This window comes from Sulfurimonas sp. NWX367 (assembly GCF_039667065.1).
Taxonomy (GTDB): domain Bacteria; phylum Campylobacterota; class Campylobacteria; order Campylobacterales; family Sulfurimonadaceae; genus Sulfurimonas; species Sulfurimonas hydrogeniphila.
In genome coordinates this window covers 333575-355847 of sequence record NZ_JALCZM010000002.1, presented here as the reverse complement: position 1 = coordinate 355847, position 22273 = coordinate 333575, and the positions used below count along the sequence as shown (strand labels likewise).

Below are 22273 nucleotides of genomic sequence, written 5' to 3'. Positions count from 1 at the left end.
GAACTGCTACTGCTACAATTGCAATTGTTGCCAAATCCATTTTATAAATCCTTTAATCTTTTTATATTCGAATGAATACTCCGTGATATTATAATAAATAAAGTCAAAAGAGAATTGTTATATTATTGGAAACATACAACCTTGATACACCTGTACCCAGTGTTAATATAATAGCGACTAGAATATTCAAATAACTCTTCAGTGCGCCAATATGCTCTTTTATCTCATCTATTTTAGCCATACTTAATTATACTCGAATTTCGATTAATTATTTAGTCTACAAGTTTATCGCAAATTGTATCTTGACCGGTATTTAAATCAAATCTACCTGTTGTAGGGCTATAGGTAAAGGCACAGTTTTTACCGCCCACTTTATATACATAATGTAAATAAGGTGCAGTATTGTCTGTTGTGCTCCAATGTCCGTCAGTTGTTGCTGCAGTCACTCCATACATCAAAAGTTCTCTGCCTACTGTTCCGTTTCCGTCAAAAAGAGTTGTACTGTTTTGACTCAAACCCGATATATAATCCGGATCGCCTTGAATAATATGTGCCTGTCTGTCTGTAATTATAGCAGAGCGTATAGAGGCAATATCTGCACGTCCTTTGCTTATCTGTGCATCTGTTCTTGTTGCGGCAAACTTGGGAATGGCAATACCTGCCAAGATACCCAACACAACAATGACAAAGACAAGCTCTATCATTGTAAAAGCGTTTTGCAACGAGTGCCCTTGGGCTGCCTGTTTTGATTTTTTCATAAACATATAACCTTTTTTAATAAGTAACAGATGTTCCACGGAGTTTCATTGGGTATTGCGTGGCATCTATAGCACTTTGCAGTGCTGTACAGAGTGTATCACTGCCGGCATTACCAAAAGAGAGTGTTAAATTATCATCATTTGGACCTGTCTGTATCTGTATTGTAGCACAATCATTTACAGAACCCACTTTAAAAACTGCTTTCTTATCTGCTGTAGAAATAGCCGCTTCTCCTGTGTTTTCCAAGGAAGATATGGCATTGGACATTACAGACAAATTGTTTTCAGTTTTTGCTTTACTCATTGCATACGAAGCAATTTCAGATGCCCCTGTCATTATATTCATTGCTATTTTAGAAACTTGTGCATCGCCTCTTGTTGCAGAGAGTTTTGGAAGTGCTACAGCTGCCAAGATACCTAAAATAACAATGACAAATATGAGTTCTATCATTGTAAATGCTCTGTGAAAACCTGTATGCATAAAAACCCTTTATATTTTTTTAAATTTAATAGTATCGTTTTTATTATAAGAGTAACTTTAAGGTTTTAAAAAAGAATAGAAGACACGGAAGTTTTAAAAAGAAGTCATTTGTTGCATCTCATTTAAAGATGCAACAAAGTATTTTAGTAAGCTACGTTTGAGCCACCAAAGTTATATGTTTTTTGTAAATCTGCAGTCGCTTCTTTTACAGCTGTACAAACTGTTCCACTAGCATTATCTGCACTTACTGTTATGTTTCCATCATCAACATTGTTAAATTTAATTTCTAAACACGTATTATTATTATCATCGCCCAAAACAATTGTATCATTATTTTGAAGATCATTATCAGCTGTTTTAAGTGATATATTTGTAATATCTGCAGTATCTTTACCTTTAAAAGTACCTTGTGCTGTATAAAAAGTGCCTAACTCACTTACAAGTGTTGCTGCTTCTGTAGAAATTTTTGAAACTTGTGCATCCGTACGCGTCGCTGCAAGTTTTGGAATGGCAACTGCTGCCAAAATACCTAAAATAACGATAACGAAGATCAATTCGATCATTGTAAAACCAGCTCTTTTCATAAGAACTCCTTATATTTTTAAAAATTGGATTACACTGGTAATCTTAGGAAACATTATGGACCTATTTTCATTAAAGTTTGCTTAATCTGATTGTTTTCAATTTAAAAGACGCATGGTCCGCACTAAAGTACGGATTCCGGGAGGGAATGATTTAAGAACCGGTATTGTAATGCCGGCTGATAAAATATTTGGAATAAAAGTTGCTTATTATCTGTTATTACATGTAAACAAGGAGTCATTGATGAGCATTGAAATTTCCAAAACCCATTCTCTTTTAACAAAAGCGATGGACTATCGTGTTGCACGTCAGGATATGATAGCATCAAATATTGCCAATGCGGACACGCCTTATTACAAACCGAGAGATATCAGCTTTGAAGATGCTTTGATTGCACAAAAAAATGCCCTTTATCAGGACAATACACATCAGTTGAAAATGGCTCGTACCAATGCCAATCATTTGGCGCCAAAAGAAGAGACAAGCGATCTCAAACCCACACTCTTTTTCAGAGACGGACATATGGCTCGCAATGACGGCAACTCTGTCGATATAGATGTAGAAACAACCGAAATGAGCAAGAACTCCATTATGTTTAATGCCATTGTCATGGCAGCCAAAAAAGATGCAGGCATTTTCAAAAGTGTCATAGATGCTTCAGCAAAAGTAAATTAAGGATAGACAACCATGAGTAACTTTCTCAACAGTTTTGATATCAGCGGATACGGACTCTCAGCCCAAAGAGTCCGTGTCAATGTCATTTCAAGCAATATAGCCAATGCCCAGACAACAAGAACAGAAGAAGGCGGACCCTATCGTCGCAAAGAGGTTGTTTTTAAAGCAGTAAACTTTAATGATGTATACAACAAAGCCCTGGGTGAGACTGCACAAAGTGCCAAATATCAAGACCCTTTGAATGAAGGACAATTTGGACAAAAGGTAAATCCTGCTATAATGAGTGTAGTAGTTGACAAAATTGTAAGAGACGACAGCAAACCTCTTATGAAATTTGAGCCAAACAACCCGGATGCAGATGCAAACGGATATGTGGCATATCCAAATATTAATCCTGTTGTGGAAATGTCCGATTTGGTAGAGGCAACACGCTCCTACCAAGCAAATGTTGCGGCATTTCAAAGTGCAAAGGATATGGCAAACGCTGCCATATCACTGTTACAGTAAAAAAGGAAGTGAAAGATTATGAACAACATTAATAATATTTCCGGTGCTTCAACAGCAGACCTTTTAAAACAAAAAGGCAGTACTGAAAAAACCGGTGGTGAAGCTTTTGCTCAGCAGTTAAAATCAGCCCTCAATGAGGTTAATGAGATTCAAAAAGAGAGCGAAGAAGCTATAGCCGATTTGGCAACAGGCCAGGTAAAAGATCTCCATCAGGCAGCTCTTGCAATCGGCAAAGCAGAAACAAGTATGAAACTTATGTTAGAGATTCGAAACAAAGCATTAAATGCCTACAAAGAGATTGGCAGAACACAATTATAATCTGCCTCTGCACATAATAACTTCATGCTAAACCGTAACAAAAGTAAAAAAATATTCCTTCTTTATGTCCTTATTTCTCTTGCTTTTGCGGTTTTTTTAAGCGTTATGCTTCTCACTGCCACAAAATCACGCCGTATGCCCTCTTTGTATGCAACAGAAAGCTCAAAAGCACAACGTGGCAGTATCATCAGTGCAGACGGTTTTCACATAGCTACAACAAAAAAACTCTATAAAGCAGTTGTCAATACCAGATACATCGACCCTGATAAAAAAGAGTTGTTTGTCAAGCTTTTCAGTATTTACTCAGGTATGACACCAAAGGCCATTGAAAAAAGACTCTCCAAACGCAAAGGTGTTGTCGTTTTGAGTTATAATGTGCCACAAATAAAAGCACATTATCTCAAAACACTCGCGAGAGAACTGCGACGCTTTAAAGTATTTTTAGAGTTAAAAAACCCGGCAACAGGGCTTCGTTCTGTGCATGGGCTCAGCATACTTGAGAGCGGGGAAAGCCGGGAGTATCCTTATGGAACCCTGCTTACTCCTGTTATAGGCTATCCGCATAAAATAGAAGAAGACGGATATACCTCCATCAAAGGAGTCAAAGGACTTGAAAAAAGATTTGACAACGAACTCTCACCCAGACAGGACGGCTACAGCAGAGGCAAACGTGATGTAAACAGCTACATTATTTTAAATAAAGAGAGCTTTACCAAACCAAAAATAAACGGGCTTGACATTAAACTGACCATTCCGGTTTCTTTTCAAATACGCATAGAAAAGATGCTTGACAGTATGAAAAAAGAACTCCGTGCAAAAGAGGTTATGATTGCTATTATGGACTCCAAAACAGGTGATGTCTATGCTATAGCCAGTTCCAACAGATATTTGCCAAAAAAGATTAGACGCAGGGACTATCCCTCTCTCAACAGTTCTATGATAGAGTACAGTTTTGAGCCGGGAAGTGTTCTGAAACCTATCACTTTTGCCCTGCTCCTGGAACACAAACTTGTGAATCCCTATGATTTGGTAAACGGACATAACGGACGCTTTAAAATAGGGAGAAAGGTTATTACTGACGAGCACAGATTTGACTGGCTTTCGGCTGAGAATGTTATAGTCTATTCTTCAAATATCGGTATAGCCCAACTGGCACAAAGACTCTCCGGGTATGACTTTTATCAAGGGCTGAAAAAATTTGGCTTTGCAAGCAAATCCACACCTGATTTGATTTATGAAAGAAAAGGCTCTGTTCCAAGTGCCAAACGGCTTGAAAATGAAATATACAAAGCTACCTGTGCCTATGGTTACGGCATCCGTGCAAATCTTATGCAACTGCTCCGTGCCTACAGTGCTTTCAACAATAACGGGCGCATGGTAAAACCTAAACTTGTCAAAAGTTTTATAGATGAACACGGCACTGTAAAAGAACTCGGTTATGAGGAGAGTGTACAGGTTATAAAAAGCGCAACTGCCAAAAGAATGAATAAAATTTTACTCAAAACCGTGAATGAAGGCACCGGAAAAAAAGCCATCACAAAAGGATTGCAAATCGGTGGAAAAACAGGAACTGCGCACATTGTTGAAAAAGGACAGTATGTAAGGAAATACAACACCGCTTTTATGGGATTCGCCAATGACAAAAAGCACAAATACACTATAGGTGTCATTGTTATACAGCCTAAAAAAAGCCAGTTTGCAGCCCAAACTGCTGTTCCTGTCTTTAAAAAAGCGGTTGATATTATGATAGAAGAGGGTTATTTAGAGCCAAATATTGTCAAGTAGCCTTGTTTCACCTACAATCACCTCTACAAGAATAACAGTATTTCCGATTTCTACTTTCTTTATTACTTCAAAGTCACGATTAAGTACTTCTACATATTTTACTTCCAAAGGAGACAAGATAGCGTGCATCTCCTCTTTAATTTTTACTGTATCCAAAATATTTTTACTGATTAGCTTTGAAGCTGCATATAATGACTTTGGAATTTTTAAGGCTTCTTCCCTTTGTGCTTTTGAAAGATATACATTTCTGCTGCTGAGTGCCAGTCCATCATTATCGCGAACGATATCTACAGGAACAATTTCAACATCCATGAAAAACTGTTTTACCATAAGACTGATGAGATTAAGTTGTTGTGCATCTTTTTTTCCAAAGTAGGCTCTTGTCGGGGAGACAATATTGAGCAGTTTCATAACAACTCTCAAAACACCGCTGAAATGCCCCGGTCTTGTTGCCCCTTCTAAAACATATCCACGTACATTAGGCGCACAGATTTTCACTTCATCCTTACTGTATATATCTGAAGCAGTTGGGAAAAAAAGGATATCTACGCCTGCCAATTCACATATTTTCTTATCGGCATCATCTTTTTTCGGATATTTGTCTAAATCTTCACCTGCCAAAAACTGTGCAGGATTGACAAAGACAGAAACTACCACTGTTTCATTCTCTTGTCTTGCGCGTTTTATCAAAGCAATATGCCCTTCATGCAAAGCACCCATGGTAGGCACAAAACCTACGGTTTTATTTTCATCTTTTAAGTATTGTTTTAATGCCAAAGGATTTGATATAATCTTCATTTTAAGCCCTGATATAATATAATCGCAATTATAACAAATTTAATGCCCCCTAAGTGATGGAATATGGATAACTACGAATACACAGAACTTTTAAAAAATATTGATGCAAAAATGAAAAACATTACCGAGGTTGTCGAACCGGAAAAAATCCACAAGAGACTCAAAGAGATTGAGACTATGGAAAATGACCAGGATTTTTGGAACGATGCTGCTTATGCCGCAAAAATACAAAAAGAAAAAACTCAGCTTCAAAGAAAACTTGACAAATACAATACTGCCAAAAATGCTGTTGATGACGCAAAAGAACTTTATGAAATGGCTAAAGAAGAGAATGATACAGAATCACTCGAAGCACTTTACGAAGATGCGCCAAATTTGGAAAAACAGATTCGTGATATGGAAATCGAAGTCCTGCTAAGCGGTGAAACCGATGCCAATAATGCCATTCTTTCTATTCATCCCGGTGCAGGAGGAACAGAGTCCCAGGACTGGGCAGAGATGCTGCTTCGAATGTATAAACGCTGGGCAGAGCGGCGCGGCTTCAAAGTAGAGGTTTTGGATTACCAGGCAGGAGATGAAGCAGGCATCAAAGATGTTTCCATACTTATAAAGGGAGAGAATGCCTATGGGTATCTCAAGGTTGAAAACGGTATTCACAGACTTGTAAGAATTTCACCGTTTGATTCCAATGCCAAACGTCATACCTCTTTTGCCTCTGTTATGGTCTCTCCCGAAATTGATGATGATATAGACATTACCATAGAAGACAAAGACATACGCATTGACACCTACCGCTCAAGCGGTGCGGGCGGACAGCATGTTAACAAAACCGAATCTGCCATACGCCTAACCCATATCGCCACAGGTGTTGTCGTACAGTGCCAAAATGACAGAAGCCAGCACAAAAACAAAGCAACAGCGATGAAAATGCTCAAATCCCGCCTCTATGAATTAGAACTTGAAGAACAAAAAGCAAAAGAAGCAGGTATCGCCAAAAGTGAAATAGGCTGGGGGCATCAGATACGCTCCTATGTTATGCAGCCTTACCAGCAAATCAAAGACACAAGAAGCAATGAAGCCTACTCTAATGTCTCTGGTATCCTTGACGGAGATATTGATACAATGATTGAAGGTGTTTTAATAGCTATGAACCGTACTTAGTCTTGCTCTTTTTTTATAAAACTGTAGCCCAGAAACAATACTCCAAGCAGCATTGCAAAAATCGTAAGATACTTTTTTTGCTGTTGCTGTGCACTTACTAAAGACTCCCTGAAAGTGGCTATGTCCGGTTTAGCTTTTTTTACACCTGGCACATGCCCTGAAACACTGGCTTCAATTCTTGCAACATTGGCTGCAGCTACCTCATTTGCACTCATTGCGATTTTGGGTGTCGTCCAAAAATGTACTGCAAAACCGATAAAAAACATGAATATGCCAACTGACCTTAAAATAACAATCTTATGTTTTAAAAAAAATTCCATCTTCTCTCTTTTTCTTTTGCTGTTTCTAAAGCAAATTATGTCAAAATCCCGGTATGAATCTACTTAAAGAATTTTTACTTGATGATACGTGCTCCTATCTGAGCGGCAAAAAACAGACTACACACTATAAAGTGATCAACAATTGTGACTCCAAATCTTGTGAAGCCCTGATTGAACGAGGATACCGTCGTTTTGGAAAAATGTACTTTAGACCCATATGCACTGCATGTACAGAATGCCAGAGTATTAAAATTGATGTAGAAAACTATGCATTCGGCAAATCTGCAAAAAGAGTTATCAAAAAATCCAAAGATATTACTTCTTACATACAGGTACCGAGTGTAACCCAGGAGCACCTTGAACTGTTTGAAAAGTACCATCTTTATATGCATGATAAAAAAGGGTGGGACTACTCTGCGACAACTGCACAGCACTACTATAACTCTTTTGTCACAGGCCATGCTGACTTTGGCTATGAAGTACTGTATTATGATCAGGAAAAGCTCATTGCAGTAGATTTGATAGATATTCTTGAAAACGGAATATCATCAATCTATTTTTATTATGATCCTGATTATGCCCAGTACTCCTTAGGTAAACTCTCCCTGTATAATCAGATAAAATATGCTAAAAATACAAACAAAAAATGGATATATTTGGGGTACTATGTAGAAGGATGCCCTTCTCTTTCTTATAAAGCCCAGTATACTCCTTACCTCACGCTTCAAGGCAGACCGCACGAACACGAAAAATTTATATGGTCTTAGAGAGCTCTTTTTTTTGTTCTTCTCTAATTTGTAACTTTTTCTTTTGTACTTCTTTGTTAAGTTGCTCTTCCAGTTTTTGCTGTTCGAGTTTGTCTTTTTTTCTGATTCTTTGAATTTTTTCCAATTCTCGTTCTTTTTTTCGTTGCAGCAGGCTTTTTTTACGCTCTTTTTTTGCCTGTAGTTTTTTATCTTCATCCAAATATTTTTGTATTATTCCTGTTGTATTGACATCATCAGAATGTGCAAAATAGTAATCGAGTATCTTGCTTTTACTTCTTTTTTCATCAATCAGTCCGCTGTTTGCCAGTTTTGTAAAAAGTTTTGAATTTTCATTTTCGATTGCCAAATCCAAATTTCTTTTGACAGAGCGTACAAAAAAATCATTTGTTCGTGAAAGTTCTCTTAATCTGTTTAGATAGCGCATCTTGTCTTTAACCGCTCCCTCATCCAATGAAAAACCCTCTTTTTTCAACTTTTTGACAGCAGTAGCATACTCTTGTATTTTCTTTTCATACGGTGCGTACTCATCTATATTTGCAAGCTTCTGAATTTTATCTACATTATTGTAAACAATATCACCAAGCGCAGAAAAAGCTTTTGGATTTTGTGCCGCAAGCAGTGTAACGAGTATAAGTAAAAGTAGTATTTTATGCATTCAAATCAGCCTGAAAAATTTTTACCATTATAACAGAATTTTATTTTTAAAAGAAGAAAGACTCCTCTCTCGTTAAAGAGAGAAGAAAGGAGAGTTTGTGACGAAAATACTATCCGTTACGTTTTTTCTGAATCTCTTCAGCTATATTTCTTGGAACTTCTTCATAATGATCAAATTCCATTGCATATGTTGCACGTCCCTGAGTTGCAGAACGAAGGTCGGTTGAGTAACCGAACATTTCGGCAAGTGGAACAAAAGCATCAATAATTTTGTTACCGGCACGGTCACTCATATTGTTTACCTGTCCGCGTCTACGGTTCAAGTCACCGATAACATCACCCATATACTCTTCAGGAACTTCAACTTCAACTTTCATCATCGGCTCAAGTATAGCAGCATCTGCTTTACGACAGGCTTCTTTAAATCCCATTGAAGCAGCGAGTTTAAACGCCATTTCATTTGAATCCACATCATGGTAAGAACCGTCATACAGTGTAACATCAATATCTTCCATAGGATAACCCGCAAGAACACCTGCCTGCATCGCTTCTTCACAACCTTTTTCAACAGCAGGAATATATTCTCTTGGAACAGTTCCCCCTTTGATTTCGTTGTGAAATACAAAACCAGAATCAGGCTCACCCGGCTTCACTTTCAAGAATACATGACCAAACTGACCACGACCGCCAGACTGTTTTGCATACTTGTATTCCTGGTTGACTTCTTTCTTGATTGTTTCACGGTAAGAAACCTGCGGAGCACCGACTTCTGCTTCAACTTTGAATTCACGTTTCATTCTGTCAACAAGAATTTCAAGGTGTAACTCACCCATTCCTGAAATAATAGTCTGACCTGTTTCATCATCAGTGTGTACTCTGAAAGACGGATCTTCCGCAGCAAGTTTACCAAGGGCTATACCCATTTTTTCCTGGTCAGCTTTTGTTTTTGGCTCAACCGCAACAGAGATAACCGGCTCAGGAAAGTCCATTCTTTCCAGTACAACTTTCTCAGCAGGATCACATAAAGTATCACCGGTTGTTGTTGATTTTAGTCCGACAACGGCACCGATTTCACCGGCATATATCTCTTTGATCTCTTCACGCTTGATAGCATGCATTTTCAAGATACGGCCGATACGCTCTTTTTTGTCTTTTGTCGTGTTGTGTACGTACGAGCCTGATTCTAAAGAACCGCGGTATACACGGATAAATGTAAGAACACCCACAAACGGGTCAGTCATAATTTTAAATGCAAGTGAAGCAAAAGGGCCGTCATCAGTTGATTCAACAACAACTTCTTTCTCTTCATCATCCATCATAGTACCCATGATTGGCGGTGCTTCAACCGGTGAAGGAAGATAGTCAACAACAGCGTCAAGCAGAGTCTGAACACCTTTGTTTTTAAATGCAGTACCCGGAGTCATCGGAACAACAGCCATGCCGATTGTTGCAGATTTGATAGCCGCTTTGATCTCTTCTTCAGAAATTTCTTCGCCTTCGAGGAATTTTTCGGCAAAATCATCATTGCCTTCAACTTCAGCTAAAGTCTCAAGCATTTTTTCTCTGTATTCGTCTGCAATTTCCTGTAACTCAGGACGAATATCCTGTACATGGTAATTTGAACCCATCGCAGCATCTTCATCCCAGACAATCTCTTTCATTTTAACTAAATCAACAACACCTTCAAACTTGTCTTCAGCACCGATAGGTAACTGAAAAGGCATAGGATTCCCTTTAAGACGCTCACGAATCTGACGCTCAACTTCATAGAAATCTGCACCAGTTCTGTCCATCTTGTTAACAAAAACAATAGATGGAACTTTATAACGGTTACGTTGTCTCCAAACTGTTTCTGATTGTGGTTGTACCCCACCAACAGCACAGAATACTGAAACAGCACCGTCAAGTACACGCATAGAACGCTCAACTTCAATAGTAAAGTCAACGTGGCCCGGAGTATCGATAATATTTATCTGTTTTCCGTTCCACTCACAGGTAGTCGCAGCAGAAGTAATCGTAATACCACGCTCCTGCTCTTGTTCCATCCAGTCCATAGTAGCAGCCCCGTCATGGACCTCACCGATTTTATGCTCAACACCAGTATAGAAAAGAATTCTTTCTGTTGTTGTCGTTTTACCCGCATCAATATGTGCAGCAATACCGATGTTTCTTACATCTTCTAATTTATGACTTCTTGGCATATGTTATCCTGTTACCATCTGTAATGAGCAAATGCTTTATTAGCTTCTGCCATTTTATATGTATCTTCTTTTTTCTTAAATGCTGAGCCTTTGTCTGATGCAGCATCCATGAATTCATTTGCCAATCTCTCAGCCATTGTTCTTTCATTACGTTTACGAGCTGCATCAACCAACCATCTGATTGCAAGAGACTGCTGACGCACCGGGCGTACTTCTACTGGAACTTGATAAGTAGCACCACCGACACGGCGACTTTTAACCTCTATAATAGGTTTGATATTCTCAATAGCTTCATTAAATGTGTCTATTCCTGATTTTTCTCCACGAGAGCTAATGATATCCATTGCACTGTAGATGATTTTTTCAGCTGTAGATTTTTTACCATCTAACATAATTTTATTTATAAATTTCGTTAAAATTTTGCTTCCATAAACTGGATCTGGCATAATTTCACGAACGGGAGCTTTTCTTCTTCTCATTTGTAATTTTCCTTACTTCAATTTTTTTCAAAATTTACTCAAAATTAATCACTTAAGATTAATCCTGTAGCTATTTTTGAATATAGTTAAAAAAATAATCTCAGATTATTTTTTTGGTTTTTTAGTTCCGTATTTAGAACGGGCAACCATACGGTTAGCAACACCGGCAGTATCAAGTGCACCACGAACGATATGATACTTCACACCCGGTAAATCTTTAATACGACCGCCACGTACAAGAACGATTGAGTGTTCTTGAAGGTTGTGACCTTCACCACCGATATATGAAATAACTTCAAAACCGGAAGTTAATCTGACTTTGGCAACTTTTCTTAAAGCCGAGTTAGGTTTTTTAGGTGTAGTTGTGTAAACACGTGTACATACACCACGACGCTGTGGACATGAGTCAAGAGCTGGTGATTTTGATTTTTTAATCACACGTTTACGCTCTTTACGAATCAATTGATTGATTGTAGGCATACAATTCCTTTTTACTTAATTTTTTTCCAGTAGAATAAAATTCTCTTTTACTTTATCTATAATGAGCAAAAGCCCATTATTACGGCAGAGACAAATGTCTCTGCAACCCCCTAAAGCTACAAAAAACAAAGTTTTTTGAGATAAGAAGTCATAATCGAGAGAATTATAGACACGAAATAATACAAAAATTGTAATTAAAGTTAGCTTATTTTAAGGAATTATTAAAGTGGATCTTAGATTAGTGTGCACATATTACTAATGTAAAAAACTCTGGCTCTCGTAAAGAGACTAGCTTTAGTGCCGAACGCAGTGATCAGAATATGGGCTTTGCTCATATTCTGAATATAAAAAGAAACCTTTACTCTTCTTCAATCTCAAATTCTATATTTTGATCTTTGTAGATACCGGTTCCAACAGGAATAGTACGGCCGATAATAACATTTTCTTTCAGGTTTTCAAGATTGTCAACTTTTGCAGAAACTGCCGCTTCTGTCAACACTTTCGTAGTATCCTGGAATGATGCCGCTGAAATAATAGAGTCAGCTGAAACTGCCGCACGAGTAATACCGACCAGGAACGGTTCAGCAATCGCAGGACGACCGCCAAGACGCATAATCTTTTCATTTTCCTGAGTAAATTTCACCTTGGAAACCAGGTCACCCTCAATAAACTTCGTATCACCCGATTTTACAATTTTTACCTGACGCAACATTTGGGTAAAGATGACTTCAATGTGTTTGTCGGCAATGTTAACCCCTTGAGAACGATATACCTGCTGCACTTCAGATACAAGATAGTTATACAGTGCTTTGACACCCATGATACGTAAAAGTTCATGAGAAGATAAAATACCCGTAGTCAATCGCTCACCGGCATGCACAAAGTCACCAGGGTTTACAACCGGTTCATGTGATTTGTCAACAAAATACTCTTTTACAATTCCGTTGTCTGCATTGCTGACAATAATTCTTACTTTTCCGCGAAGCGGTTTTCCAAAGCTGACCACACCGTCAATTTCAGAAATCAGTGCGGTTGCTTTAGGACGACGACCTTCAAAAAGTTCAGATACACGTGGAAGACCCCCGGTAATATCTGATGATTTTTGCAATGCTTTTGGCGTTTTTGCCAATATGTCAGCCACTTTCACTTCAGCACCGTCAGCAACATACACAGATGATTTTGGCTCAATTGCATAACGCAAAAGTTCTCCGTCTTCTGTTGCCAGTACTATTGCAGGCTTATACTCTGAAGAGATGTGGTCATTAATCATCAAACGCGTTTTACCGGTCAACTCATCAAGCTGCTCACTCGCAGTTGTTCCGACAATGATATCTTCATATTTCACAACACCGTTAGCTTCTGAAATAATCGGGTTAGAGTACGGATCCCATTCGGCGATCACAACTGATTCATCAGAGGAAGGTTTCGCAATAACTGTATCTCTGTCTACACTTTCATTGTCATCTGTTACAATAACTGAACCGCGTGCAATATAATGACGAATCGCTTCACGGTTGTTTGTATCAATTACAGCGGCAAAAAGACCTTTTTCTACAACTTCATATCCTGACTTCAGGCCTTCAAATCTCTCAAGGTAGTCCCCTTTGAGCAAGAAGTACTTCACAGTACCCTCTTCTTTTGCAAGAATCTTTTTCGTAACAGGTGCACCGTCATCAACTAAAAGTTCTGATGCATACGGAATACGGCTAGGTACGTTCCATCCGTCTTTGATTGTTTCAACAATAGAATCCAGTGCCTCGACTTTTTCCCCGTTTTTATGAGGGAAATAGTATTTTCCTTCAATCTGTCCGCTGACTCCCGCAAGTTCATTCGGCTTCGCTATTTCAAGCTTACGCAGTGAATAACGAACAGTTTCATCTTCGGATTTTACACTGATAATGACTTCATCATGAATCGTCTGAATCTCAACAGTTCCCGCAAACGGTGCTTTGATTTTTGGTTCAACCAGCAAAACACCCGCATTACGGCGATTGGCAACAATATTTTTACCCTCTTTGTTTTTATACGTTTTAAGGTTGTAATAACGTATAAAACCTTCTTTTTCTGCAACAACCTGACGTTCCTGTGCAGTAGAAGATGCCGTTCCACCAACGTGGAATGTACGCAGTGTCAACTGTGTACCAGGCTCACCGATAGACTGTGCCGCAATAATACCTATCGCTTCACCAGGACGAACAATATATCCGGTTGCAAGGTTCACACCATAACACAGGGCACACACACCTTCTTCACTTTTACATGTAGTCGGTGTTCTGATTACTGCTGTTTTGATACCTGACTCAGCAATAACTTTTGCAGAAACTTCATCTAAAAGTGTTCCCTCAGCATAAAGAATTTCATTGGAGATAGGGTCAATAACATCATCCGCAAGAACACGACCGTTGAGTCTGTCTTCCAATGATTCTATCAATGTATTTTGATCAGATATATCAGAAATCTCTATCCCTTCGTGCGTATGGCAGTCATGCTCAACAATTTTAACATTCTGTGCAACATCAACAAGTTTACGAGTCAAATACCCTGCATTGGCAGTTTTAAGTGCCGTATCTGCAAGACCTTTACGCGCACCATGTGTTGAAATAAAGTATTCAATAACATTAAGACCCTCTTTAAAGTTAGAAATAATCGGTGTCTCGATGATCTCTCCAGAAGGCTTAGCCATCAGACCACGCATACCGGCAAGCTGGCGAATCTGCGCTGCAGAACCACGAGCACCGGAATCTGCCATCATATGAATAGAGTTAAAACCGTCTTTGTCCGTCTGTACGAGCTGCATCATTTCTGCTGCAAGTGTATTGTTTGTATCTGTCCAAACATCAATGATCTTATTGTAACGTTCCTGCTCAGTCAACAGTCCCGCTTCAAACTGTTTTTGAATCTCAATGACTCTTGCTTTAGACTCTGCAATTTTTGCAGGTTTCATATCAGGCACACGAATATCATCCGCTGAAATTGATACACCGGCCTCTGTCGCATGCTTGAAACCCAAATCTTTCAAACGGTCAAGGAAAGATGCAGTAATGCCGATTCCCCCGTGTTTTTGTACATAATCAACAATCTCATTAATAGCTTTTTTCTTCATTACTTTGTTCCAAAGCTCAGCCGGAACAAAATCAGGAAGAATTGCCTTAATCAAAAGACGACCTGCAGTTGTGTGAATAATACGTCCGTCAACACGTGTTCTAACCTTAGCGTGCAAGTCAAGTGCGTCATGCTCTAAAGCAATTCGGATCTCATCAACATTTGCAAAAAGTTTGTTAGAACCCTTCACACCGTTTTTCTCAAGTGAAAGATAGTAAATACCAAGTACCATATCCTGAGAAGGTGTAGCAATAGCCTTTCCGGAGGCAGGAAGCAAAATGTTCATAGAAGCCAGCATCAACACTTTACATTCAGCTATAGCAGCAGAAGAAAGCGGTACGTGTACAGCCATCTGATCCCCGTCAAAGTCGGCATTGAATGCCGCACAAACCAATGGGTGAAGCTGAATTGCTTTTCCGTCTATCAGTTTAGGGTGAAAGGCCTGAATAGAAAGTTTATGCAGTGTCGGTGCACGGTTAAGCATAATCGGATACCCGTCAACAATCTCTGCAAGACACTCCCAAACTTCATTTGTTTTTTCTTCTATCATTTTTTTGGCAGCTTTTACCGTTGTTGCATAGCCTTTGTCTTCAAGTTTGGCAATCAAATGCGGCTTAAAGAGTTCGAGTGCCATTTTTTTCGGCAGTCCGCACTCATCCATTCGCAAACTTGGTCCGACAACAATGACAGAACGTCCGGAAAAATCAACACGCTTTCCAAGAAGATTCTGACGGAAACGCCCCTGCTTTCCTTTAATGATTTCACTTAAAGATTTCAAAGGACGTTTGTTTGCGCCTTTTACCGCATTTGCACGACGACCATTGTCAAAAAGTGCATCTACAGACTCCTGTAACATACGCTTTTCGTTTCTGACAATAATTTCAGGTGCTTCAAGTTCTACAAGACGTTTTAAACGCTGGTTACGGTTAATAACACGACGATACAAATCATTTACATCAGATACGGCAAACTTACCGCCGTCAAGTGATACCAACGGACGTAAATCCGGTGGGAGAACCGGCAGCACAGTCAGCATCATCCAGGCAGGGTTGTTGCCTGAATTTAAAAATGACTCAATAACTTTCAGACGTTTGTTAATCGTTTTTTTCTTTGCCTCAGATTTTGTTTCGCCAATCGCTTCTTTTAAGTTAGTAAAAAGGTCAACCAAATCAATAGAATCCAATAAATCACGAATCACTTCACCACCCATACGGGCTTTGAAACCAAGCTCACCAAATCTCTGCACAAGTGTACGGTACTGCTCTTCATTTAAAACATCATATTTTAAAACCGGAGTTTTAGCCTCTGCATCATAATAGGACTCTCCGCCCTCTTCGACGATATACGCTTCATAATAGAGTACACGCTCTAAATCTTTCATTTTGATACCAAGCAGCGTACCGATACGAGAAGGCAGTGAACTTACATACCATATATGTGCAACCGGAGTCACCAATTCAATGTGTCCCATACGTGTACGACGTACTTTTGTAGATGTTACTTCAACACCACATTTTTCACATACCACACCTTTATAGCGCATCTTTTTATACTTGCCGCAAAGACACTCATAGTCCCTTACAGGTCCAAAGATTTTTGCACAAAACAAACCGTCACGCTCAGGTTTTAAAGTACGATAATTAATAGTTTCTGGCTTTTTAACCTCTCCGTGACTCCATGACATTACCTTTTCAGGGGATGCCAAACGGAACTGGAGCTGTTTTATATCTTTTGGTCTGCTGTCTTCTGTTACTTCTACCGGTACTAATTTACTCATCGTCTTCTACCTCGTCCATAATATCTACATCAAGAGCCAATGCCTGCAGCTCTTTTGTTAATACAAATAGTGTTTCAGGAATACCAGATTCTGGTACCAATTCACCTTTTGTAAGTGCTTTGTAAGCACGTACACGACCATCAACATCATCTGATTTGATAGTCAACATCTCTTTTAGAACTGCTGAAGCACCATATGCTTCAAGTGCCCAGACTTCCATCTCACCGAATCTTTGACCACCAAAGAGTGCTTTACCACCAACCGGTTGTTGTGTAACAAGCGAGTATGGTCCGGTTGAACGGGCATGGATCTTTTCATCTACCAGGTGATGCAGTTTTAAGATATACATGTAACCGACATTGACACGCTCTTTCATCTTCTCACCGGTTTTTCCGTCATAAAGTACACGTTTGCCGTCAGCATCCATATTTGCCAGTTTGTAGAGTTTTTCAAACTCTTCAGCATTTGTCCCTTCAAAAATAGGTGCAGCAAATTTAACACCCTTGGCCCAGTCTCTTGCATGGATCAGAAACTCTTCATCACTCATATTTCCGATAACTTCAGAAGCTTTCATCATTCCTGCAACATCAGCTATTTCGATCATTTTTGCACGAAGATTTTGTATATAGTCTTTTTGTTTTGAGTCAAACTCTGCCTGTATCTGATCGCCAAGTTCACGACCTGCCATACCGAGGTGCATTTCCAAAATCTGACCGATATTCATACGAGAAGGTACACCAAGCGGATTCAAACAGACATCAACAGAACGTCCGTCTTCCATATACGGCATATCTACCTCAGGAACTATAATAGAAACAATACCTTTGTTTCCGTGACGTCCGGCCATCTTGTCACCGACTTTGAGATGACGTTTTGTTGCTATATAGATTTTTACATACTTCACAACACCGTTTGGTAAAATGTCGTCTTTTTCCAATATAGTGAGTTTCTCTTCATGTTCATCTCTGAAAACTCTTTTTTGCTTCTGGAAATGACTTTTCGTTTTGTTGTACTCATCCTGAATCTCTTGTGAAAAAGATTTGACGATTGCATTCATAGCAAAACGGTTTACTTCTTTTAAATCATCTCCGTTGATTTTTTCTCCGGCCTTATACTCGGTATCACCTATTTTGATGTCACTCTGTAACGGTTCACGGGTGAGAAGTTTTGTCACACGAAGCATCTCTTCTTTATCTATCATAATAAGTCTGTCATAATGCTCGCGTTCAAGGTAGTCTCTCTCCTCTTTTTCAAGTTCCAATGCACGGGGATCTTTGTCATAACCTTTTTTTGTAAATACTTTAATATCTACAACCACCCCTTCCATTGACGGCGGACAGTAGAGTGATTTATTGACGACATGACCGGCTTTTTCGCCAAAAATTGCGCGTAAAAGACGCTCTTCCGGTGTTGGTTTCACTTCCCCTTTTGGAGAAACTTTTCCGACAAGAATCATACCGCCTTTTACATTTGTACCGATTTTAACAATACCTGATTCATCGAGATGTGCCAGTTCATCATCACGAACATTCGGGATATCACGGGTAATCTCTTCGACACCGTGTTTCAATTCACGGGCTTCTACCTCTTTTTCATAAATATGCACTGAAGTAAAAGCGTCTTGACGGATTAAACGTTCTGAGATGACTATAGCATCCTCAAAGTTATACCCGTTCCACGGCATGAAAGCAACCATTGCATTGACACCAAGCGCCAGTTCCCCTTTGTCCATATTTGGACCATCGGCAATGATCTGGTTTTTCTTTACCATTTCACCGACTTTTACAATCGGTTTTTGTGTAAAAGAGGTGTTTTGGTTGGTTCGAAGATTTTTTTGTAACGGATAATAGTCAATAAAGATTTCGCCGTCTTCTTCACCCATCACATAAATGTGTTTACCGTCAACTTTTTCAATTTTACCGGCACGTTTTGCTTTGACACATTCCCATGCATCACGGGCAACCAGTTTTTCAACGCCCGTTCCAACCATTGGTGCATTTGCACGTAAAAGAGGCACTGCCTGACGTTGCATGTTTGATCCCATAAGTGCACGGTTGGCATCATCATGCTCCAAGAACGGAATCAGTGAAGCGGCTACACCGACAACCATCTGTGAAGAGAGATCTGCATATTCACACTCTTTGGGATCACGTAAAAGGATTTCCCCGTCCTGTCTTACAGCAATCAGGTCTTCAATAAACTGGCCGTTTTCATCCAGTTTGTTAGAAGCTGCGGCAATTTTTTTACCCTCTTCCTGTGTTGCCGTCAGATAAACTATTTCATGAGTAACTTTTCCGTCTTTCATTACTTTGTAAGGAGCTTCAATAAATCCATGCTCGTTTACTTTTGCATACATTGCAAGTGTATTGATAAGACCGATATTTTGTCCCTCCGGCGTTTCAACAGGACAGATTCTGCCATAATGTGTAGGATGGACATCACGCACTTCAAATCCGGCACGTTCTTTGACAAGACCGCCTTCACCAAGAGCCGAAAGACGACGTTTGTGTGTCACTTCAGAGAGTGGATTTGTCTGGTCCATAAACTGAGAAAGCTGACCGCCTGAAAAGAATTCCATGATTGTAGAGGTAATCATTTTTGAGTTAATCAAATCATGAGGCATAAGCTCATTCATCGGTCCGCTCATAGTAGAGAGCTTGTCACGAATTGCTTTTTGCATTTTCACAAGACCGTTGTGTAATTCATTTCCTAATAATTCACCGATGGAACGAATACGACGATTACCCAAGTGGTCTCTGTCATCCAGATGACCCTGTCCGTTTTTTACTTTAATAACATATTTTACAGACTCTATAATATCTTCGTGTGTTAAAACAGTCACATACTCAGGAATATTCATTCCAAGTTTGTGATTCATTTTCATACGACCAACCTGAGTCAAATCATATCTCTCAGGATCAAAGAAAAGCTGGTTGACAAATATTTTTGCAGCCTCTTTGGTTACAGGCTCGCCCGGACGCATCACTTTGTAGATACGAATCGCAGCCAAATCATTCTCATCTTCAATATCTTCTGTCTGTTTTAAAAGCTTCAGAGAATCTGTATCGGCATTGAATGCGTTGATAATAGAACTGTCAACACCTTCGGCAATATCATTGGCAATTTTGAATTCTGTTACGCCAATTTCAGCCATTTTCTTTAATTTGGTCTCATCTATATGTGTCATTGTATCAAATAACACTTCCCCTGTTTCCGGGTCAATGATAGGCTCAGCCAAATATCTGTCCAAGAGTATTTCCAAAGGATACTGAACTTCTTTCACACCGTCATCTAAAAGTTTTTGTACTTTTTTGCTTGAAAGTCTTTTGCCTGCAGCAACAAGCACTTTACCGTTCATATCAACCAAATCATAAGAGATACGTGTTGCATAATCTTTAGGATTAAAATCCATAGAAAAAGTATTGTCATTGATTTTTATTGTCTGAATCGGGTAAAAGAGTTTTAAAATATCCTGTTTGGAATATCCCAAAGCACGGAACATGATTGTTACAGGTACTTTACGACGTTTATTGATTCTCATATAGAGAATATCTTTAGGATCATACTCAAAATAGAGCCATGAACCGCGGTCAGGAATAATCTGTCCGGTATAAATTAATTTGTTTCCTGCAGTAGTTGACTCTTCTTCTTTAAAGATAACACCAGGTGATCGGTGTAACTGGTTGACTACAACGCGTTCAACACCGTTGATAATAAAAGAAGTTCTATCGGTCATAAGCGGAATATCACGAACAAATATACTCTGCTCTTTTATATCTTTTACACCAAGTTTTTCTTTTGTGTTTTCATCTCTGTCCCACAAAATAAGGCGTGTTTTCATTCTAAGGCTTACTGCATAGGTAAGTCCTCTTTCCATACATTCACGAACGGTATATTTTGGGTTCGTGACTTCAGAACCGATATATTCAACAGTTAATCTGTTTTGTGCATCATGAATAGGAAAAACAGATTGAAAAACTTTTTCAATACCGCTTGTTGCTCTGTCTTTTGCATTTAACATTAAAAATGTATCATATGAGCTTTGTTGCAGTTGGAGTAAATTTGGTACTTCAATTTCTTGAGGAGTTTTAGAGAAGTCTATACGAAGACGGTTTCCGGAATATAAAGTGTTTAACATAGGCTACCTCGATAAGTTGTTAATTAGGGACTTGATAAGTTCAAGCATATCGTATCCAGTCGTCACCAGATAGATTGTTTTACTCTTAGGTATTAAGAGATTTTTTATAGTGCTTATAAACGACATAAGGGCACTTTAGCCAAGAGAGTCCGTTCTCTTCGCTAAAGCGCCCAAAAAAGAGGGACAAAACCCTCTTTGTTTTTAAGTTAAGACTACTTAACTTCTACTGTAGCACCAGCTTCTTCTAAAGCAGCTTTTGCCTCTTCAGCAGTTTCTTTATCTACACCCTCTTTGATTGTAGACGGTAAGCTTTCACATGCTTCTTTTGCTTCTTTTAGTCCAAGACCAGTTAAAGCACGAACCGCTTTAATAACACCGATTTTTTTCGCACCGACATCAGTTAAAACAACATTGAATTCAGTCTGCTCAGCAGCAGCAGCGCCAGCATCACCGGCAACACCAGCAACAGCAACAGGTTGTGCAGAAACACCAAATTTTTCTTCAAACTCTTTAACAAGTTCAGATAATTCTAAAACAGAAAGTCCAGAAATAAACTCTAATACATCTTCTTTAGTAACAGCCATATTAAGCTCCTTTATTTTTTTCAAAAATTAAGGAAACCTTTTACTTGTTAATGACGACAGGAGAAGTAATTCTCCTATCTACGTTAACACTAGGTTTCCCTCAGCGGGAGGCTCATCGTGCCAGCACGATTTTCCCATTAACGATTTTAAATCGTAACCTCATTTCATAAAAGTGAAAGACTATGCTTCCTCTTCTTCTTTCTTTTTGCGTAAAGCATCGATTCCAATTGCCATATTTGTAATTGGAGCCATCCAGGTAGCAGCAAGCATACCGAGAAGTTCATCACGACCAGGAAGTTTTGCGAATGCTTCGATTTTAGCTACGTCTGCAGGTTCTTTATCTAAATAACCGGCTTTAATCACGAACTTGTCATGATCTTTGGCGAAATCAGCCGCGATTTTAGCAGCATTGATAACATCATCAGACCAAATAAAAATATTTGTATCTTTGATTTCAACACCACTCATCTCAGCATTATTCAGTGCAATTGTTGCTAAAGTATTTTTAACAACCTGAACACTTGTGTCTTTTGCACGAGCAGATTTACGTAACTCTTCAAGTTCACTTACAGTTAAACCTTTGTAGTCACATATAACAACTGCCGTAGTATTGGCAAATGAAGTAGTTAACTGCTCAATTACTTCAGCTTTTTTTGACTTAAGCATATATAGTTCTCCTTTCCAGACATAACTTCAAGCGGGGCGA

At 39.0% G+C, this 22273-nt stretch carries 19 protein-coding genes; 6 read left to right on the top strand and 13 right to left on the bottom strand.

The window, feature by feature from the left end; all coding sequences use genetic code 11:
* Positions 1 to 272: 272 nt before the first annotated feature.
* From MNY28_RS06445 to MNY28_RS06435, 3 genes are all read right to left on the bottom strand, one after another.
* Positions 273 to 758, bottom strand: coding sequence for a type II secretion system protein (locus MNY28_RS06445; protein WP_346389256.1), 486 nt, complete (start codon positions 756 to 758; stop codon positions 273 to 275).
* 16 nt (positions 759 to 774) lie between these two features.
* Complete coding sequence (locus MNY28_RS06440) at positions 775 to 1239, bottom strand: type II secretion system protein (protein ID WP_346389255.1); 465 nt, start codon at positions 1237 to 1239, stop codon at positions 775 to 777.
* A 143-nt stretch (positions 1240 to 1382) separates the two neighbouring features.
* Positions 1383 to 1823: a type II secretion system protein gene (locus tag MNY28_RS06435; RefSeq protein ID WP_346389254.1), complete on the bottom strand. Its 441-nt coding sequence runs from the start codon at positions 1821 to 1823 to the stop codon at positions 1383 to 1385.
* A 241-nt stretch (positions 1824 to 2064) separates the two neighbouring features.
* Here MNY28_RS06435 and flgB point away from each other — a divergent pair, with 241 nt between their 5' ends.
* The 4 genes from flgB to MNY28_RS06415 are packed head-to-tail and all read left to right on the top strand — an operon-like array spanning position 2065 to position 5106.
* Positions 2065 to 2496: a flagellar basal body rod protein FlgB gene (gene flgB / locus MNY28_RS06430; protein ID WP_346389570.1), complete on the top strand. Its 432-nt coding sequence runs from the start codon at positions 2065 to 2067 to the stop codon at positions 2494 to 2496.
* A 12-nt stretch (positions 2497 to 2508) separates the two neighbouring features.
* Positions 2509 to 3003: a flagellar basal body rod protein FlgC gene (flgC, locus tag MNY28_RS06425; RefSeq protein WP_193151109.1), complete on the top strand. Its 495-nt coding sequence runs from the start codon at positions 2509 to 2511 to the stop codon at positions 3001 to 3003.
* 18 nt (positions 3004 to 3021) lie between these two features.
* Positions 3022 to 3321 carry a flagellar hook-basal body complex protein FliE gene (fliE, locus tag MNY28_RS06420; protein ID WP_151901138.1) on the top strand — a complete coding sequence of 100 codons (300 nt, stop codon included), beginning with the start codon at positions 3022 to 3024 and terminating at the stop codon, positions 3319 to 3321.
* Between the two features lie 24 nt (positions 3322 to 3345).
* A complete protein-coding gene (locus MNY28_RS06415; protein ID WP_346389253.1) occupies positions 3346 to 5106 on the top strand; it encodes a penicillin-binding protein 2 in 1761 nt (586 codons plus the stop codon).
* Here the strand turns inward: MNY28_RS06415 and panC are convergent.
* The gene (panC, locus tag MNY28_RS06410; RefSeq protein ID WP_346389252.1) at positions 5083 to 5904 is read right to left on the bottom strand and encodes a pantoate--beta-alanine ligase; all 822 of its coding nucleotides are present in this window, start codon (positions 5902 to 5904) and stop codon (positions 5083 to 5085) included. The two genes, MNY28_RS06415 and panC, sit on opposite strands and share 24 nt — an antisense overlap.
* Positions 5905 to 5967: 63 nt before the next feature.
* On the opposite strand from panC, the gene prfB reads away from it, so the two are divergent.
* Positions 5968 to 7065, top strand: a complete 1098-nt coding sequence (gene prfB / locus MNY28_RS06405) for a peptide chain release factor 2 (RefSeq protein ID WP_346389251.1) — start codon at positions 5968 to 5970, stop codon at positions 7063 to 7065.
* Here the strand turns inward: prfB and MNY28_RS06400 are convergent.
* Complete coding sequence (locus MNY28_RS06400) at positions 7062 to 7331, bottom strand: hypothetical protein (RefSeq protein ID WP_346389250.1); 270 nt, start codon at positions 7329 to 7331, stop codon at positions 7062 to 7064. The two genes, prfB and MNY28_RS06400, sit on opposite strands and share 4 nt — an antisense overlap.
* Before the next feature lie 107 nt (positions 7332 to 7438).
* Between MNY28_RS06400 and MNY28_RS06395 the strand changes: the two genes are divergently transcribed.
* Positions 7439 to 8152 (top strand): arginyltransferase, encoded by a 714-nt coding sequence (locus MNY28_RS06395; protein ID WP_346389249.1) that lies wholly within the window; start codon positions 7439 to 7441, stop codon positions 8150 to 8152.
* On the opposite strand, the gene MNY28_RS06390 is transcribed toward MNY28_RS06395, so the two are convergent.
* From MNY28_RS06390 to rplJ, 8 genes are all read right to left on the bottom strand, one after another.
* Positions 8139 to 8807: a hypothetical protein gene (locus MNY28_RS06390; protein WP_151901144.1), complete on the bottom strand. Its 669-nt coding sequence runs from the start codon at positions 8805 to 8807 to the stop codon at positions 8139 to 8141. The two genes, MNY28_RS06395 and MNY28_RS06390, sit on opposite strands and share 14 nt — an antisense overlap.
* A 109-nt stretch (positions 8808 to 8916) precedes the next feature.
* Positions 8917 to 11007, bottom strand: a complete 2091-nt coding sequence (gene fusA, locus MNY28_RS06385; RefSeq protein WP_346389248.1) for an elongation factor G — start codon at positions 11005 to 11007, stop codon at positions 8917 to 8919.
* A gap of 11 nt (positions 11008 to 11018) precedes the next feature.
* Complete coding sequence (rpsG, locus tag MNY28_RS06380) at positions 11019 to 11486, bottom strand: 30S ribosomal protein S7 (protein WP_226067598.1); 468 nt, start codon at positions 11484 to 11486, stop codon at positions 11019 to 11021.
* 105 nt (positions 11487 to 11591) lie between these two features.
* Positions 11592 to 11966 carry a 30S ribosomal protein S12 gene (gene rpsL, locus MNY28_RS06375; protein ID WP_151901147.1) on the bottom strand — a complete coding sequence of 125 codons (375 nt, stop codon included), beginning with the start codon at positions 11964 to 11966 and terminating at the stop codon, positions 11592 to 11594.
* Between the two features lie 358 nt (positions 11967 to 12324).
* Complete coding sequence (rpoC, locus tag MNY28_RS06370) at positions 12325 to 16845, bottom strand: DNA-directed RNA polymerase subunit beta' (RefSeq protein ID WP_151901148.1); 4521 nt, start codon at positions 16843 to 16845, stop codon at positions 12325 to 12327.
* Positions 16838 to 20983 carry a DNA-directed RNA polymerase subunit beta gene (gene rpoB / locus MNY28_RS06365; RefSeq protein ID WP_346389247.1) on the bottom strand — a complete coding sequence of 1382 codons (4146 nt, stop codon included), beginning with the start codon at positions 20981 to 20983 and terminating at the stop codon, positions 16838 to 16840. The genes rpoC and rpoB overlap by 8 nt, the downstream gene beginning before the upstream one ends.
* 212 nt (positions 20984 to 21195) lie before the next feature.
* The gene (gene rplL, locus MNY28_RS06360; RefSeq protein WP_151901150.1) at positions 21196 to 21567 is read right to left on the bottom strand and encodes a 50S ribosomal protein L7/L12; all 372 of its coding nucleotides are present in this window, start codon (positions 21565 to 21567) and stop codon (positions 21196 to 21198) included.
* A 180-nt stretch (positions 21568 to 21747) separates the two neighbouring features.
* Positions 21748 to 22233 (bottom strand): 50S ribosomal protein L10, encoded by a 486-nt coding sequence (gene rplJ, locus MNY28_RS06355; protein WP_151901151.1) that lies wholly within the window; start codon positions 22231 to 22233, stop codon positions 21748 to 21750.
* Positions 22234 to 22273: the final 40 nt, after the last annotated feature.